This is a genomic window from Microbacterium sp. BH-3-3-3 (assembly GCF_007679045.1).
GTDB classification, from domain to species: Bacteria; Actinomycetota; Actinomycetes; order Actinomycetales; family Microbacteriaceae; genus Microbacterium; species Microbacterium algihabitans.
The window spans coordinates 209,457-225,777 of the sequence record NZ_VEFS01000001.1 but is presented as its reverse complement, the minus strand read 5'-3'; the positions used below and the strand labels follow the sequence as shown (position 1 = coordinate 225,777).

Genomic DNA, 16,321 nt, shown 5'->3' with positions numbered 1-16,321 from the left:
CATACGTACTCCCCCCAGAGATAGCCCGCAGGCGGACGGGCGTTGCGTGTCCACCAAACTACCGACACCCCCGACAGAAGGAAGTGCAGATCGCGCATCGCACTGCCGGTTTCCGCCGAAAACTACTGAGAGGGCTACTTAGGTGATTCCTATGACCGCGGCTCGAACGGCCCGGTGGAGGCGGCGTTTAGACTTGCCTCCATCATGACCACCCCCGTTTCGACCCCGACTCTGATCGCGCCGTCCGCCGCCGCACAGGGTGCGGCTGGGCCCCGTACCTACGAAGTGCGCACCTTCGGGTGCCAGATGAACGTGCACGATTCCGAGCGACTGTCGGGCTCGCTCGAGAGCGCCGGATACGTCCGGGCCGATGCCGGCGCCGAAGCCGATGTCGTCGTCATCAACACGTGCGCCGTGCGCGACAACGCCGCCGGCAAGCTCTACGGAACGCTCGGCCATCTGAAGTCGCGCAAGGACTCGCGCGCCGGCATGCAGATCGCCGTCGGCGGGTGCCTGGCACAGATGGACAAGGACGCCGTCCAGCAGAAGGCCCCGTGGGTCGATGTGGTGTTCGGCACCCACAACATGGGCTCGCTGCCCGGCATGCTCGAGCGCGCGCGTCACAACGGCGAAGCCGAGCTCGAGATCCTCGAGTCGCTCGAGATCTTCCCCTCCACCCTCCCGACCAAGCGCGACTCGATTCACAGCGGATGGGTCTCGATCTCGGTGGGATGCAACAACACGTGCACGTTCTGCATCGTGCCCAGCCTGCGCGGCAAGGAGAAAGACCGCCGCCCCGGCGACATCCTGAACGAGATCCGCCTGCTCGTCGACGACGGGGCGATCGAGGTCACCCTCCTCGGCCAGAACGTGAACTCGTACGGCGTCGAGTTCGGCGACCGTCTCGCGTTCGGCAAGCTGCTGCGCGCCGCGGGCGAGGTCGAGGGACTCGAGCGCATCCGCTTCACGAGCCCCCACCCCGCCGCTTTCACCGACGACGTGATCGCCGCGATGGCCGAGACCCCGGCCGTCATGCCGCAGCTGCACATGCCCCTGCAGTCGGGCTCCGACCGCATCCTCAAGGCGATGCGCCGCTCCTACCGCAGCGAGAAGTTCCTCGGCATCCTCGATCGGGTGCGCGAGCGCATCCCGAACGCCGCGATCACGACCGACATCATCGTCGGTTTCCCCGGCGAGACCGAGGAGGACTTCCAAGAGACCCTGCGGGTCGTCGAGGCCTCGCGTTTCTCGAGCGCTTTCACGTTCCAGTACTCGATCCGCGAGGGGACTCCCGCGGCGACGATGGCCGACCAGGTGCCCAAGGCCGTCGTGCAGGAGCGCTACGAGCGACTGACCGCTCTGCAGGACCGGATCGCGGCGGAAGAGAACCGGAAGCAGCTCGGTCGCACCCTCGAGGTGCTCGTGTCCGCGGGCGAGGGCAAGAAGGATGCCGAGACGCACCGCCTCACCGGCCGCGCCGAAGACAACCGCCTCGTGCACTTCGAGCTGCCGAAGGGGTCGGCGGTGCCGCGCCCCGGCGATGTGGTCTCGGTCACCGTGACCCATGCGGCTCCGTTCCACCTGCTCGCCGACGCACCCGACGGCGCTCCGCTGCGCATCCGCCGCACTCGCGCGGGTGATGCGTGGGACCGCTCGCAAGCGGAGTCGTGCGGCGTCCCCGCCCCGGCGGGCGAGGCCGGTGCTCCGCGTGCGGTCTCTCTGGGGCTCCCCACCCTGCGCGTCGGCGTGTGACCGGCCCGGCCCTCTGGGCCGTCGTCGGCGCCACCGGCACCGGCAAGACGGGGCTGTCGCTCGACCTCGCAGAAGCCCTCTCCGCTTGTGGGCGCGCGGCCGAGATCGTGAACGCCGACGCGATGCAGCTGTACCGCGGCATGGACATCGGAACGGCCAAGCTCCCCGAGGGAGAGCGTCGCGGCATCCGTCATCATCTCTTCGACGCCCTCGAGGTGACCGACGAGGCCGCGGTGGCCTGGTATCAGGATGCCGCGCGCACGGCGATCCGCGAGATCCACGGCCGGGGCGCCGACGCGATCCTCGTCGGCGGGTCGGGGCTGTACGTCTCGAGCGTGCTGTGGGACTTCCGTTTCCCCCCGCGCGACGAGGCGCTGCGCACCGCGCTGGAACGCGAACTGGAGGAGCGCGGCCCGGGTGCGCTCTACGCGCGCCTGCGGGAAGAGGATCCGGATGCCGCTGAGCGCATCGATCCGCGCAACGGGCGTCGCGTCGTGCGCGCGCTCGAGGTGCTGGCGCAGGGCGGCCGGACGCATGGAGGGGCTCTTCCCCAGGCGCCGGAGTTCTGGCATCCACAGACCCGGATCATCGCCACCGCGATCGATCGGGCGGAGCTGGTCGGTCTTCTCGACGATCGCGTGGAGGCGATGTGGGCCGCGGGTGTCATCGCCGAGGTCGAGGCGCTCATCCCCGCGGGAATCGAGCACGGCGTCACCGCCGGTCGCGCGATCGGGTACGCGCAGGCGCTGAAGCAGATCCGCGGCGAGGTCACCCGCGACGAGGCCGTCGCCGAGACCCAGGCCCTCACCCGCCGCTACGCGCGTCGCCAGGTGTCGTGGTTCCGGCGCTACGCCGAGGCCGAGTGGGTCGACGCGCGGACGGTGGATGCCGGCACACTGGCATCGGGAACGGAGGAACGCACATGACGGTGGACATCCGTGCTTTCAGGCTCGCCGACGAAGACGCCGTCGTCGCCCTGTGGGAGGAGGCGGGCCTTACGCGCCCGTGGAACGACCCGCGCGCCGATATCCGTCGCAAGCTCACCGTGCAGCCGGAGCTGTTCCTCGTCGCGGTCGACGGTGATCGGGTGGTCGGCAGCGTCATGGCGGGCTACGACGGCCACCGCGGCTGGCTGTACTACCTCGCTGCGGCGACCTCGCATCGCGGGCAGGGGATCGGGCGTCGCCTCGTGACCGAGGCCGAACGGCTGCTCGAGGCGATGGGCTGCCCCAAGGTGCAGCTGATGGTGCGTCCCGACAACACCGCCGCCCGCGGCTTCTACGACGAGCTCGGCTACGAGCCCTTCGACACCTGGGCGACGGGCCGGCGGCTCATCGTCGACGGGCCGGGTGGCCCCTCGTCGTCGGCCTGAGGGGCGCTGCCGTCAGTCGCGGACGCTGATCCCGCGATCGGCCGCCAGCAGGGGAGCGAGCTGCTGCAGCTGCAGTGACGAGATCGTGGCCCCGCGCAGGGCGGAGAGCCCCGTGAGACCCTCGAGATCGGCGCCGCGCAGATCGACGTGCTGCAAGGTCGACTGTTCGACGATGAGCTGCGAGATCCGCGTGCCGGGGGCGGCGAAGCGGGTGACCTTCGACTGCCCGAGGTCGAGCTCGTCGATCGTGCAGTCGGTGAACGCGATGTCCTGCAGGTGGGCGCCGCGCAGGTTCACGAATCCGAGGCGGCAGTTGACGAAGTGCACGCCGTTCCACGTCGATTCGTAGGCCTCGACCGACCCCGAGCGGGTGCCCTCGATCTCGAGATCGCGCCAGCTCGCCCGCGCCGCGCGCAGGATGGGGACGTCCCAGCCGCTCCAGGCCGATTCCGTCACGTTCGCGTACCGCAGTGAGACCTCGGGGGCGCGAACGCCGACGACGCGGCACAGCGCGAGGTCGGCGCTCTCGAGGTCGAGTTCGTCGAGGCGCAGATCGCGGAAAGACAGCCCTTCGAGGGAGGCTCGGGGCGTCAGCTGCGACGGGTCGCCCTGGTCGAGATCGTCCAGCGGCGGCCGGTCGAACGACGGGGCGACGAGGGCGGGGATCTTCGGCATGAGAGCTCCTGGGACGAGGGGAGGGCCGGGAAAGCCTAGCCGCCGCTCGTCCGTAGACTGGAGGCATGGCGACTCTCCCGTTCACCAAGGGCCACGGCACCGGCAACGACTTCGTGGTGGTCGCCGATCCCGACGGCGAGCTCGACCTCTCCGACGCGCAGATCTCCGCGCTGTGCGACCGCCACTTCGGCATCGGCGCCGACGGCCTGCTGCGCGTGGTGCGCTCGCGTGCCATCGACGAGGGGGCGGATGCCGCGGCATCCGGGGCCGAATGGTTCATGGACTACCGCAACGCCGACGGCTCGAAGGCGGAGATGTGCGGCAATGGCACGCGTGTCTTCGCGCGGTACCTGAGCGACACCGGACTCGCCTCGCTCGACGGGGGACTGCGTATCGGCACGCGTGCGGGGATCAAGACCCTCACGCGCAGCGACCGCGGTTACGAGGTCGACCTGGGTGAATTCGCGATCGAGCCGGGCGAGACGCTGGTGCGCGCGAAGGGACTCCCGGTCGCACGGCCCGGCGTCGGTGTCGACGTGGGCAACCCGCACGTCGTGGTCGCGCTCTCGTCGGACGCGGAGCTCGAGGACCTCGACCTGACCTACCAGCCGCTGCTCGATCCCTCGCCCTCGCACGGCGCCAACGTCGAGTTCGTGGTACCCGCCGACCCGCTCGTGCGCGACGGTGTCGGAGCGATCCGCCTGCGCGTGTTCGAACGCGGTGTGGGAGAGACCCTCAGCTGCGGCACGGGCGTGGCCGCGGCCGCCCTGGCCGTCCGCCACTGGGCGGGATCCGCCGCACCGGATTCGTGGGTCGTCGACACCCCGGGCGGCACGCTCGGCGTGCGCGTCGCGAACGGACGCGTCCTGCTCTCCGGCCCGGCATCCCTCGTCTTCACCGGCGAAGTCGCCCTCGCCTGAACCCGGATGCCGGCCACCCGGCCAATCGGTTCGGTCCGAGGGGTCGTCAGGGGACGATGTCGATGAGCTCGCTCGGCGGCGAGCCGTGCTTGCGCACCCGCAGCACGCGGAACCCCTTGGCGGTCGCGGCGCGTTGCACGCTGTAGCCGGTCGGGAACGTCGCGGCGAGCCACCGCTGCAGAGAGTCGGACCCGAGATTGCGCTGCACGACGAACCACCCGTCGCTGCGCTCGGAGAGGCGCGGGATCCAGTGCTCGAGCATGCCGTGCAGTTCGTTCTTGCCGACGCGGATGGGCGGGTTCGACCGGATGGTGCGGAACGACACGTCGTCGGGAACATCCTCGGGGCGTACCGCGTTGATGTTGGTGATGCCGAGGGACTCGGCATTGCGCCTCACGAGATCGAGAGCACGCTCGTTGACGTCGACCGCCCACACGGTCGCGTGCGGTGACGCGAGCGCCAGCGACAGCGAGATCGGGCCCCACCCGCACCCCAGGTCGAGGAAGTTCCCGCCGGCGGGAGCGGGAGGGGTGTTCGCGAGGAGCACGGACGTACCGGCATCCACATGGTCGGGACTGAAGACGCCGCCCGCCGTGACCACCTCGAGTTCGCGACCGGCAAGCGTCACGCGGATGCGGCGGAGCTGCTCGGGACTCGACGGCGACGCGCTGAAGTAGTGCTCGCTCCCCATCACGTCAGGATATCGGACCGGCCCCCTGGGTGCTGGGCCGGATAAAGTGCCAGAACACGCGGGAACACCCGCGACGAAAGGAACCCATGACCGAACAGACCACACCCCCGAGCACGGACGCGTCGCCGGTTGACCCGGTGGACCGCGTGCTCTCGCGCGCCGAAGCGCACCGCGGGGTCCGGGTCTTCGGTGCGGCACAGGCTCTGCAGGACGCCACGACCGCGTACGGCGGCGACGCCGACGGCGACCAGTGGGATCGTGAGGAACGCGCCGCCCTGCGTCGCGTCGCCGGGCTCTCGACCGAGCTCGAAGACGTCACCGAGGTCGAGTACCGCCAGCTGCGCCTCGAGAACGTCGTGCTCGTCGGCGTGCACCCGCAGGGCGAGCAGGCGGATGCCGAGAACTCGCTGCGCGAGCTGTCGGCTCTCGCCGAGACCGCCGGAGCCGTCGTCCTCGACGGCGTGCTGCAGCGGCGCCCCCACCCCGATCCCGCGACCTATGTCGGTCGGGGCAAGGCCGCGGAGCTGCGCGACATCGTCGCCGCGGTCGGGGCCGACACCGTCATCGCCGACACCGAACTCGCCCCCAGCCAGCGCCGTGCTCTCGAAGACGTCGTCAAGGTCAAGGTGATCGACCGCACCACCGTCATCCTCGACATCTTCAGCCAGCACGCGAAGAGCCGCGAGGGCAAGGCGCAGGTCGAACTCGCGCAACTCGAATACCTCCTCCCGCGCCTGCGCGGATGGGGTGACTCGATGTCGCGTCAGGCCGGTGGACAGGTCGGCGCCGGCGGCGCCGGCATGGGATCGCGTGGTCCCGGTGAGACGAAGATCGAGCTCGACCGTCGTCGCATCCGCACGAAGATGGCGCTGCTGCGCAAGCAGCTTCGCGACTTCGCCCCCGCCCGCGAGGCGAAGCGCGCCGAGCGCAAGCGTCACACCATCCCTTCGGTTGCCATCGCCGGGTACACGAACGCCGGGAAGTCGAGCCTGCTCAATCGCCTCACGAGCGCGGGAGTGCTCGTCGAGAACGCCTTGTTCGCGACCCTGGATGCCACGGTGCGACGTTCCGAGACGAGCGACGGTCGCGTGTACACGTTGACCGACACCGTCGGCTTCGTGCGCAACCTGCCGCACCAGCTGGTGGAGGCGTTCCGATCGACGCTCGAGGAGGTCGGCGACGCCGACGTCATCCTGCACGTGGTCGACGCCTCGCATCCCGACCCTGCTGCGCAGCTGATGACGGTCCGCGACGTGATGGGCGACGTCGACGCGAACTTCGGTCAGGAGATCGTCGTCTTCAACAAGGCCGACCTGGTGAGCGAAGACGACCGTCTCGTGCTGCGCGGCCTCGCACCGAACGCGAAGTTCGTGTCGTCGCGCACCGGTGAGGGCATCGACGAGCTGCGGGCCGCGATCGAAGACGCGCTGCCCCTGCCGGCCGTCGAGGTGCAGGCGGTCGTTCCGTACGACCGCGGCGACCTCGTCTCGGCCGTGCACGAGAGCGGGCTCATCGTCGCGCAGGAGCACCGCGAGAGCGGAACGTTCATCCACGCGCACGTGGGGGCTCGCCTCGCGGCCGAGCTGTCGGCCTTCGAGGCCTGACCACCGGCATCCGGAAGGCCCTCTCGCTGCGGCGTGGGGGCCTTCCGTCGTCGAGGGACGTGTTTCGACAGTGGAGCTTCTCCCCTCGGCGGGGGAGCGCAGCGTGCCAGTCTTCGACGGTGCCACCGTTCGTCCCGATCCTCGCCGCCGTCGAGGAGGCCGCCCGGCGCGAGGGATTCGCGGTGGATGCGGCGCAGCTGGCGGTCGCGCGACGGATGGCGCTCGCCGCGACGCGCGCGCTCGAGGGGAGACCGACGAAGGGTGTGTACCTCCACGGCCCTGCCGGGCGCGGCAAGTCCTGGCTCGCCGATGCGGTCTACGCGGCCGTTCCGCCCGGTCGGGCCGCCCGTGTGCACTTCTCGGGCTTCTTCGATGATCTGCACCGGCGCATTCACGCGCATCGCCCGGAGCCGGATGCCATGGCTCGCGCGATCGACGACGTCGTCGGCTCCGACCGTCTGGTGTTCTTCGACGAGCTGCACGTCCACGATCCCGGCGACGCGATCCTCCTCACGCGCCTGGTCGAGCGCCTCGTCGACCGGGGTGGAACGCTGGTGGCGACGTCCAACTACGCGCCGTCCGAGTTGCTTCCCGACCCCGTGTGGCACCACCTCTTCGAGCCCGGGATCGCGCTGTTGACGACCCATCTCGACGTGATCCCGCTCGAGGGGCCGATCGATTATCGAACCCTCGCACCCGCGATGCGTCAGGGGTTCCGCGCGGGCACGTGGTCGACGGGAGCGTCTTCGGTGATGTCGGGGTCGTCCCGGCAGCTCGTCGTCCGCGACCGTGTCTTCACCGTCGCGTCCGCGGGGGAGGGGGCGCTCGTCGCGACCTTCGATCAGCTCTGCGAGACGCCCCTCGCCGCGTCGGAGTACCGGCACTGGAGCCGGCGGTACCCGCACTGGACGATCATCGGCGTTCCGCCGCTGGACGAGGTCGGCCCCGCCGCACAGCAGCGCTTCGTCGCCCTCATCGACGTCCTCGTGGACGCCGACGTGCGCCTCGACGTGCAGGCGGTGGTGCCGGTCGACGAGTTCGTGCGGCGCTGCGCGGGGCGACCCGATGCGTTCCGCATGGCGAGCCGTCTGCGACTGCTGCGCTCCCTCTGAATCGGTCGAGCTCGAGAGCCGGGATGCCGGCGTGGTCAGTCGAGCTGGAGGGCCGGGATGCCCGGCGTTTCGAACCCGAACACCGCGCCGAGGAAGCCGAGCTCGCGCTCGAGCGAGTCGATCACGGTCTCGGAACGACGGAAGCCGTGGCCCTCGCCCTCGTAGAGGACGTACGCGTGCGGCACGTGGTGCGCCGCCAGCGCGTCGCGGATGGCCTCGGCCTGCGATGGCGGGACGACGCGGTCTTCCGAGCCCTGCAGGATCAGCAGAGGAACCCGGAAGTGCTCGGGACGCCCGAGAGGGGACCGCTCGATGTAGACCGCTTCGGCCTCGGGGAGCGGGCCGATGAGCCCGTCGAGGTACCGCGCTTCGAAATCGTGGGTGTCTTCGGCCAGGGCGCGGGCGTCGCCCACGCCGTACCGCGAAATACCGGCAGAGAAGACGTCGGTGCGCGTCACGGCCGCCAGCACCGTCCAGCCGCCCGCTGAGCCGCCCGCGATGGCGATCCTCTCGGCATCGGCGAGCCCTGCGTCTGCCAGAGCGGATGCCGCCGCTGCCACGTCGTCCACATCGACGACGCCCCACTGGCCCTTGAGACGGTCGCGGTAGTCGCGTCCGTACCCGGTGGAGCCGCCGTAGTTGACGTCGAGCACGCCGATGCCCCGGCTCGTGAAGAACGCCGTCTTGGCCGAGGGGGCCGGCCCGACGTGCGAGGTGGGTCCGCCGTGCACGAGGACGACGTAGGGAGGTCGCTCTCCGGCGGGCGCGACGACGTCGGGGTGGGTGGGCGCGTAGGCGAAGGCGTGCACGGTGCCGTGCGGCCCCTCGGTCTCGAGGGCCCGAGCCGTCGGCATCCATTCGTCGCCCCACGACCCGGCGCCGCCGGTGACGAGGTCGACCGCCCCGGTGTCGAGATCGACGAGCCAGAGCCCCGACCGCCCACCGGCGTCGGAACCCGACACGAGCACGCGGGCACCGCGGACGTCGTCGATCGCCGCCCCCGCCACGACCGGGACGTCGACCGGGCGCACGCCGCTGGGCGCGATCTCGACGATCTCGTCTGCGCCGTCGGTGCGCACCGCGACGACGCGACCGTCGGAGGCTGCGCCGAACCATCGGGTACCGAGGACCCAGAGCCCGCCGCCCGTATCGGCGTCGGCGGGGGCCAGGGCTTGCGCGTCACCCTCGAGCGGACGGCGGAAGAGGTTCCAGCGACCGTCGGGATCGTCGGCGTAGAGCAGTTCGTCGTCGGCGATCCACACGGGTTGGAGCGGTGCGCGGCGCGGGCCGCCCGCGACCTGCCGCACCTCTCCGGTCGCGAGGTTCTTGACCTCGATCGAGGTGGCGTCCCAGGGCATGTCGGGGTGGTTCCACGCCACCCACGCGAGGTGGCGGCCGCTCGGCGAGAGCGCCGGCTGGGCGAGGAAGTCGCTGCCCTCGGCGAGGACGTCGCTCGACCCGTCGAGCGGGATGCGCACGATCGCGCGCTGCGGAACGCGGGACGAGCCGTGGGTCTCTCGCACGGCGAGGAGCACGCCGTGCTCCCACCGCAGGCCGCCGTGGCGCACCGCCTCGTCGGCGGGGGTGAGGGGCCGGGCGGCGTCGCCCTGACGGAGGGCGTACACGCGCTGATCGGTCTTCTCGACGTAATAGAGCTCGCCGTCGTCGGACGCGGTCCAGGCGCCTCCGCCGTACTCGTGCACGGCGGAGCGGGCGTTGGCGGGCGCGGGGAGCACCGTCTCGACCGCGCCGTCGACCCGGCGACGCTTGACGGCGACGCGGCCGGCCTCGTGCGGCACGGATTCGCCCCACCACACCTCGTCGCCCACGAGCCGAGCCCCGTCGACGCGCGGTGACGCCTGCGCGACGGACTCCGGCGTGATCGGGGAGGGCCAGGAACCGTAGGGGAGGGTGTCAGCCATGCCTCCACCCTAGGCAGGGCCTCCGACATCCGCGGATGCCGTCACGACGGCGGGGCGGATCTCCGGATCCGGCGCGCCGGGCAACGTGTGACGACGTCGAGGGCCTGATGCCGCTGTGCGGGCGGGCGTCCGACCCCCGATGCCCTGCTCAGACGGCGCGGAGAACCGCGACCACGCGACCGAGGACGACGGCATCGTCGCCCAGGATCGGCTCGAACGCGCTGTTGCGGGGGAGGAGCCACATGTGGCCGTCGCGGCGGCGGAAGGTCTTCACCGTGGCCTCTCCGTCGAGCATCGCGGCGACGATCTCGCCGTTCTCGGCGTTCGCCTGCGACCGGACGACGACCCAGTCGCCGTCGCAGATGGCCGCGTCGATCATGGAGTCGCCCGAGACCTTCAGCATGAACAGCTCGCCCTTGCCGACGAGCTGACGGGGGAGGGGGAAGATCTCCTCGACCTGCTGATCGGCGGTGATCGGCACACCGGCGGCGATCCGGCCGACGAGGGGCACGAGGGCAGCGTCGCCGAGCGCGGGCGCGGTGTCGGCGGGGTTCTCGGCCGCGGCACCGGGGAGGTCGATCAGCACCTCCATCGCGCGCGTCTTGCCGGGGTCGCGTCGCAGGTAGCCGCTGAGTTCGAGCTGGTTCAGCTGGTGGGTGACGCTCGACAGCGACTTGAGTCCGACGGCGTCGCCGATCTCGCGCATGCTCGGCGGATAGCCGTGCCGGGCGATCGAGCGCTGGATGACCTCGAGGATCGCGAGCTGCTTGTCGCTGAGGCTCTTGCGTCGCCGGGTCTGCGGCCGCTCGCGGCCGGCGGCGGTCGTCGCGTCGGTCATCTGTGCTCCCCTCGCGCCGCGGAAATCACGGCGGAAATTCGAATGTCGGAGGTTGGTGGTGAGGTCTCCGTGTCGAAACCGTATCCGGTGGACGACCCGAATGACACGGAGCCTCGCGCGTGTCGCGTTCGATCGGTCTCCGAGACACGGGGTGTTGACACATCGAAAGTATCGAAGATAGATTCGGAATACAGATTCGCACCACCGTCCTCCCGGCCGAGGGCGGGGTGCGAATCTCTCCACCAAGGAGCACATCATGAGCAGCATCGCCCTCACCGCACCGACCACCCGCCTGCGCATCACCGCCCGCGGGCGCCGCGTCGTCGCCTTCCTCGTCGCCCTTCCCCTCGCCATCGCGCTCGGCATCGCGGTCGTCGGTGGCGGGTCCGCCCTCGCGTCCGGCGAGGCCGGCGCCCCCGCCGGTTCGTTCGCCGAAATGACCGTCATGAGCGGCGACACGCTGTGGTCGATCGCCGAAGACCTGGCGCCGGCAGCCGACCCGCGCGACGTCGTCGCCGAGATCACGCGCCTCAACGCCCTCTCGGGCGGAAACGTCACGGCAGGACAGCGCATCGCCATCCCGGCCGCCTACGCCCCCGTCGGCTGACTCGCGAGCTCTCGCCGCGAGCTGTGGTCGTGATCCACGGCCGTCGTCGCCGCCTACCATGGGTGAGGTGACTGTGCGCCTTGACGACCTGCCTCTCCGCGACGATCTCCGGGGTATGACCCCGTACGGTGCCCCGCAGGCGGCCCTTCCCGTCGCGCTGAACGTCAACGAGAACACCCACCCGGTTCCTCAAGAGGTCGCCGACGACATTCTCGACGCCGTCGCCCGGGCCCTGCGCGACGTCAACCGCTACCCCGACCGAGAGTTCACCGGTCTGCGGGAGGCCTTCGCCGGCTACCTGGGTCACGGGCTGTCTCCCGAGCAGATCTGGGCGGCCAACGGCTCGAACGAGGTCCTGCAGCACATCCTCCAGGCGTTCGGCGGCCCCGGCCGCACCGCGATGGGCTTCGCCCCGACCTACTCGATGTACCCGATCCTGACGCGGGCCACCGGCGCCTCCTGGATCGCGGGCGAGCGCGAGCACGACTTCTCGCTCACCGCGGAATCGGCCGCCGCGCAGGTGCGCGAGCGCCGCCCCGACATCGTGTTCCTGTGCGCCCCGAACAACCCCACCGGAACGCCTCTTCGCCTCGACGTCGTTCAGGCCGTCTACGACGCCACCGACGGCATCGTCATCGTCGACGAGGCGTACGAGGAGTTCGCCCCCCGCGACGAGCCCTCCGCGGTCTCGCTGCTGCCCGGTCGCCCGCGCCTGGTCGTCTCGCGCACGATGAGCAAGGCCTTCGCCTTCGCCGGAGCGCGCGTGGGCTACCTCGCCGCCGATCCCGCGCTCGTCGACGCCCTGCGCCTCGTACGGCTGCCCTACCACCTCAGTGCGCTCACGCAGGCGGCGGCGACCGCCGCCCTCGCGCACGCCGACACGATGCTGTCGATGGTCGACGAGATCGTCGCCCAGCGCGACCGGATCTCGGCGACCGTGGCCGCCCTCGGCTACACCGCCCACGAGTCGTGGACGAACTTCGTGCTGTTCGGCGGGGTCGACGACCCTGCGGCCACGTGGAAGGCCCTGTACGACCGGGGAGTGCTGATCCGCGACGTCGGGATCGCTCACCACCTGCGCGTGACGGCGGGCACGGCCGACGAGACCACGGCGTTCCTCGACGCACTGGCCTCGGTAGGATCGCGGTCATGACCGGTCCCGCCTCGCCCCGCACCGCCTCGATCACCCGCGAGACGAGCGAGTCCCGCGTCGAACTCGAGCTCGACCTCGACGGCCGCGGCACCAGCGACATCTCCACGAGCGTGCCGTTCTTCGACCACATGCTCACGGCGTTCGCGAAGCACTCGCTCACCGACCTGCGCGTCCGCTCGACCGGCGACACCCACATCGACGCCCACCACACCGTCGAAGACACCTCGATCGTGCTCGGTCAGGCCATCCGTCAGGCGCTCGGCGACAAGTCGGGCATCGCGCGGTACGGCGACGCCCTCGTCCCCCTCGACGAGGCGCTCGCGCAGGCCGTCGTCGACATCAGCGGGCGTCCCTACCTCGTGCACACCGGGGAGCCCGTCGGGTTCGAGCACCACCTCATCGGCGGTCACTTCACCGGATCGCTCGTGCGGCACTCGTTCGAGGCGATCTCGATCCACGCCGGTCTGACGGTGCACGTGCGCGTCCTGGGCGGACGCGACCCCCACCACATCGCCGAGGCCGAGTACAAGGCGCTCGCCCGCGCCTTCCGTCAGGCGAAGGCCCTCGACCCCCTGGTCGACGGCATCCCCAGCACCAAGGGAGCGTTGTGACCTCGAAGCCCGTCGTCGCGGTCCTCGATTACGGGTCGGGCAACGTCCACTCGGCGGTCAAGGCGCTGGTCGAGGCTGGGGCGGACGCCCGCCTGACCTCCGACCGTTCGCTCCTTCTCGACGCCGATGGACTGCTCGTGCCGGGAGTCGGTGCGTTCAGCGCCGTCATGGGCGCGCTCAACGCCAGCCGCGGCGGCGAGATCATCGACCGACGCCTCGCGGGAGGTCGGCCTGTGCTCGGCATCTGCGTCGGTATGCAGGTGATGTTCGAGCGCGGGATCGAGCGCGGCACCGACACCCCGGGTCTGGGGGAGTGGCCCGGCACCGTCGGCGAGCTCGCCGCACCGGTCCTGCCGCACATGGGTTGGAACACCGTCACCGCCGGAGAGGGCTCGCGCCTGTTCGAGGGCATCGAGAACGAGCGCTTCTATTTCGTGCACTCCTACGCCGCGCAGGAGTGGTCGCTGGAGGTCACCCCGCCCTTCCCTCAGCCCTCGGTCACGTGGTGCACCTACGGTGCGCCGTTCATCGCCGCCGTCGAGAACGGGCCGCTGGCCGCGACGCAGTTCCACCCCGAGAAGTCGGGAGAAGCCGGCATCCGCTTGCTGTCCAATTGGATCGGCGGCCTGCGCGCGACTACTGTGTGACCTCGTGCCCCGGCTCGGCGAGATGCGCCGAAGGGTGCGAGGAGCCATGAACGATTTCGCGTCCACGCCCGAACTTGTGCTGCTTCCCGCGGTCGACGTCGCCGACGGCAAGGCCGTCCGTCTGACCCAGGGTGAGGCCGGTACCGAGACCAGCTACGGCGACCCCGTCGACGCCGCCGCCGACTTCGCTCGCCAGGGTGCCCAGTGGATCCACCTGGTCGATCTCGACGCAGCCTTCGGTCGCGGCAGCAACGCGAGCGTCATGCGCAAGGTCATCAAGCAGGTCAAGGGTGTGCAGGTCGAGCTCTCCGGCGGCATCCGCGACGACCGTTCGCTCGAAGCCGCTCTCGAGAGCGGTGCGAGCCGCATCAACCTCGGTACGGCAGCTCTCGAGAACCCCGAGTGGGCGGCCGACGTCATCAACCGCTACGGCGAGGCGATCGCGGTCGGCCTCGACGTGCGCGGCACCACGCTGGCCGCACGCGGGTGGACCCGTGACGGCGGCGACCTGTGGACCGTGCTCCAGCGCCTCGAAGACGCCGGATGCAGCCGCTATGTCGTCACCGACGTGACCAAGGACGGCACGCTGCGCGGCCCGAACATCGAACTGCTGCGCGAGATGACCCAGCGCACGCCCAAGCCGATCGTCGCCTCGGGTGGCGTCTCGAGCCTCGACGACATCGCCGCGCTGCGGGAGCTGGTGCCGCTCGGCGTCGAGGGCGCGATCGTCGGCAAGGCTCTCTACGCGGGGCAGTTCACCCTCGCTGAGGCGCTGGATGTCGCCGGACACTGACGATCCGCACGACCACGCTCACGGCGCCTACGCGGATTCCGCCGGCGTCCCGTGGGAGGGCCGCCGATTCGAGTCGAACCCGCACTCAGGTGACGACGGATCCGCCGACCCGGCGCTGCTGGCCGCTCTTCTCGCGTTCCGCGCGGGCGAGGGCGATGCACGCGCCATCGTCGACGCCTACCGCACGGCGCGTCTGCTGATCCCGCTGGTCGCCGAGAAGGGCGATCACGGTGTCGGCGCGCACGGCCTCGAGGTCGACAAGACGCAGGAGCTCTCGATCGTCACGGTCGCCGCTCCCGACGGTCGCAAGGTGCTCCCCGTGTTCACCTCGGTGACGGCGCTGCAGACCTGGGACGCCAAGGCCCGCCCCGTGCCGGCGGACGGTCGGCGCACGGCTCTCGCCGCGGCATCCGAAGACACCGAGCTCATCGTGATCGATCCGGCGTCCGAGACGGAGTTCATTCTGCGTCGACCGGCGGTGTGGGCCATCGCCCAAGGAGAGTCGTGGGAGCCGGCGCACACGTCGCCGACCATCTTCACGGGTCTGCACGAGAGCATCTCGGGCGAACTGGCTGTGCTCGACCTCGCGGTGGAGTCGGGCGATCCCTCGGGGCGCCTGCGCGGACCGGAACTCGTCGTGCACCTTCAGCTGATGTCGGGGCTCGAGCAGGAGGAATTGGATGCCGTGCTCGCACGCCTCGCGCGCCGGTGGGCGGCCGATGATCGCATCGCCGTCCTCGTGGATTCCCTGACGGTCAAGCTCCACCGCAGCAGCGAGGCCTGATCGCTCGGGTCCCGGTCCCTTCGACAGGCTCAGGGACCTCCCACCGCCGTCATACCCCCGCGGGTGGCACGGAAGAGGGCGGCCTGCGGAGGGCAGGGCGCAGTGATGCCCCCTCCCCAGGGCAATCGGGGAAGGGGCCCCGCTCTTGCCTTGGGAAGGGGGCATCACGGAGCCCGGTACCCCCAGAACGACGGAATTACGTGACGGGACCCGTCCACTTCTCGCCCGGCCCCTTGCCAATGGGGTCCTGGATCGTCGACGCCTCGCGGAACGCGAGTTGCAGGGAGCGTAGGCCGTCGCGCAGCGAGCGCGCGTGCATGTCGCTGATCTCGGGGGCGCCGGCGGTGATGAGTCCGGCCAGGGCGTTGATGAGCTTGCGGGCTTCGTCGAGGTCGAGCTGCTGGCCCGGGTCGTCGGCCAGGCCGGTCTTGACGGCGGCAGCGCTCATGAGGTGGACGGCGGCCGTGGTGATGACCTCGACGGCAGGGACGTCGGCGATGTCGCGGGTGGCGGAGGACGCCGCGCGCTCCTGTTCCTCCCAGCGGGCCAGACGCTCGTCTCCTGCTCCGTGGCGGTGCGCGGAGTGGTCTTCGGTGGGCATGTCGGGGGGAATCGTGGTCACGGGGTTCTCTCTGCTAGACTATGGCGGGCTTCGGAGTGTTTCACTCCGTACGAAAGAGGATCACATCCCACCCGCGCTTGCCGCTCCAGGCTACCGGGTTCCCGCACTCCGCTCCGTGTTCCACGGGGTTGCCTGGGTGCAGAAGCCGGTGCCGAAAGCACCGTGCCGGGTGGCGTGTCTCTCCTCTTCGCCCGCGATTCCGACGGATCGCGGCGGCC

At 70.7% G+C, this 16,321-nt stretch carries 17 protein-coding genes; 12 read left to right on the top strand and 5 right to left on the bottom strand.

The window, feature by feature from the left end; all coding sequences use genetic code 11:
* Nucleotides 1–204: 204 nt before the first annotated feature.
* From miaB to FS769_RS01130, 3 genes are read left to right on the top strand one after another with little or no spacing between them, the layout of a single operon-like run.
* A complete protein-coding gene (gene miaB / locus FS769_RS01140) occupies nt 205–1,752 on the top strand; it encodes a tRNA (N6-isopentenyl adenosine(37)-C2)-methylthiotransferase MiaB (protein WP_144828288.1) in 1,548 nt (515 codons plus the stop codon).
* On the top strand, nt 1,749–2,678 hold the full coding sequence (miaA, locus tag FS769_RS01135; protein WP_144828285.1) for a tRNA (adenosine(37)-N6)-dimethylallyltransferase MiaA: 930 nt from the start codon (nt 1,749–1,751) through the stop codon (nt 2,676–2,678). Before miaB ends, miaA begins: the two co-directional genes overlap by 4 nt.
* Complete coding sequence (locus tag FS769_RS01130; protein ID WP_144828282.1) at nt 2,675–3,124, top strand: GNAT family acetyltransferase; 450 nt, start codon at nt 2,675–2,677, stop codon at nt 3,122–3,124. Before miaA ends, FS769_RS01130 begins: the two co-directional genes overlap by 4 nt.
* A gap of 12 nt (nt 3,125–3,136) precedes the next feature.
* Here the strand turns inward: FS769_RS01130 and FS769_RS01125 are convergent, their stop codons facing one another.
* A complete protein-coding gene (locus tag FS769_RS01125) occupies nt 3,137–3,799 on the bottom strand; it encodes a pentapeptide repeat-containing protein (protein WP_144828279.1) in 663 nt (220 codons plus the stop codon).
* A 65-nt stretch (nt 3,800–3,864) separates the two neighbouring features.
* Between FS769_RS01125 and dapF the strand changes: the two genes are divergently transcribed.
* Nucleotides 3,865–4,719, top strand: coding sequence for a diaminopimelate epimerase (gene dapF / locus FS769_RS01120; RefSeq protein WP_144828276.1), 855 nt, complete (start codon nt 3,865–3,867; stop codon nt 4,717–4,719).
* A gap of 46 nt (nt 4,720–4,765) precedes the next feature.
* Here the strand turns inward: dapF and FS769_RS01115 are convergent, their stop codons facing one another.
* Complete coding sequence (locus tag FS769_RS01115) at nt 4,766–5,410, bottom strand: class I SAM-dependent methyltransferase (RefSeq protein WP_144828273.1); 645 nt, start codon at nt 5,408–5,410, stop codon at nt 4,766–4,768.
* Between the two features lie 86 nt (nt 5,411–5,496).
* Between FS769_RS01115 and hflX the strand changes: the two genes are divergently transcribed.
* Nucleotides 5,497–7,014, top strand: coding sequence for a GTPase HflX (gene hflX / locus FS769_RS01110; protein WP_144828270.1), 1,518 nt, complete (start codon nt 5,497–5,499; stop codon nt 7,012–7,014).
* Nucleotides 7,015–7,133: 119 nt separating this feature from the next.
* The gene (gene zapE, locus FS769_RS01105; RefSeq protein ID WP_260979663.1) at nt 7,134–8,126 is read left to right on the top strand and encodes a cell division protein ZapE; all 993 of its coding nucleotides are present in this window, start codon (nt 7,134–7,136) and stop codon (nt 8,124–8,126) included.
* A gap of 35 nt (nt 8,127–8,161) precedes the next feature.
* Here the strand turns inward: zapE and FS769_RS01100 are convergent, their stop codons facing one another.
* Nucleotides 8,162–10,048 (bottom strand): prolyl oligopeptidase family serine peptidase, encoded by a 1,887-nt coding sequence (locus FS769_RS01100; RefSeq protein ID WP_144828266.1) that lies wholly within the window; start codon nt 10,046–10,048, stop codon nt 8,162–8,164.
* A gap of 148 nt (nt 10,049–10,196) precedes the next feature.
* Nucleotides 10,197–10,886: a transcriptional repressor LexA gene (gene lexA, locus FS769_RS01095; RefSeq protein ID WP_144828263.1), complete on the bottom strand. Its 690-nt coding sequence runs from the start codon at nt 10,884–10,886 to the stop codon at nt 10,197–10,199.
* A gap of 256 nt (nt 10,887–11,142) precedes the next feature.
* On the opposite strand from lexA, the gene FS769_RS01090 reads away from it, so the two are divergent.
* From FS769_RS01090 to FS769_RS01065, 6 genes are read left to right on the top strand one after another with little or no spacing between them, the layout of a single operon-like run.
* Entirely contained in the window at nt 11,143–11,493 is a 351-nt protein-coding gene (locus FS769_RS01090) for a LysM peptidoglycan-binding domain-containing protein (protein WP_144828260.1), read from the top strand.
* Between the two features lie 58 nt (nt 11,494–11,551).
* Nucleotides 11,552–12,646 carry a histidinol-phosphate transaminase gene (locus FS769_RS01085; protein ID WP_144828258.1) on the top strand — a complete coding sequence of 365 codons (1,095 nt, stop codon included), beginning with the start codon at nt 11,552–11,554 and terminating at the stop codon, nt 12,644–12,646.
* On the top strand, nt 12,643–13,257 hold the full coding sequence (hisB, locus tag FS769_RS01080) for an imidazoleglycerol-phosphate dehydratase HisB (RefSeq protein WP_144828255.1): 615 nt from the start codon (nt 12,643–12,645) through the stop codon (nt 13,255–13,257). Before FS769_RS01085 ends, hisB begins: the two co-directional genes overlap by 4 nt.
* Nucleotides 13,254–13,904: an imidazole glycerol phosphate synthase subunit HisH gene (gene hisH, locus FS769_RS01075; RefSeq protein WP_144828252.1), complete on the top strand. Its 651-nt coding sequence runs from the start codon at nt 13,254–13,256 to the stop codon at nt 13,902–13,904. The genes hisB and hisH overlap by 4 nt, the downstream gene beginning before the upstream one ends.
* Nucleotides 13,905–13,950: 46 nt before the next feature.
* A complete protein-coding gene (gene priA, locus FS769_RS01070) occupies nt 13,951–14,697 on the top strand; it encodes a bifunctional 1-(5-phosphoribosyl)-5-((5-phosphoribosylamino)methylideneamino)imidazole-4-carboxamide isomerase/phosphoribosylanthranilate isomerase PriA (protein ID WP_144828249.1) in 747 nt (248 codons plus the stop codon).
* Nucleotides 14,681–15,481, top strand: coding sequence for an SseB family protein (locus FS769_RS01065; RefSeq protein WP_144828246.1), 801 nt, complete (start codon nt 14,681–14,683; stop codon nt 15,479–15,481). The genes priA and FS769_RS01065 overlap by 17 nt, the downstream gene beginning before the upstream one ends.
* Before the next feature lie 196 nt (nt 15,482–15,677).
* Here FS769_RS01065 and FS769_RS01060 read toward each other — a convergent pair whose 3' ends face one another.
* A complete protein-coding gene (locus tag FS769_RS01060; RefSeq protein WP_144831722.1) occupies nt 15,678–16,082 on the bottom strand; it encodes a DUF1844 domain-containing protein in 405 nt (134 codons plus the stop codon).
* Nucleotides 16,083–16,321 lie beyond the last annotated feature (239 nt).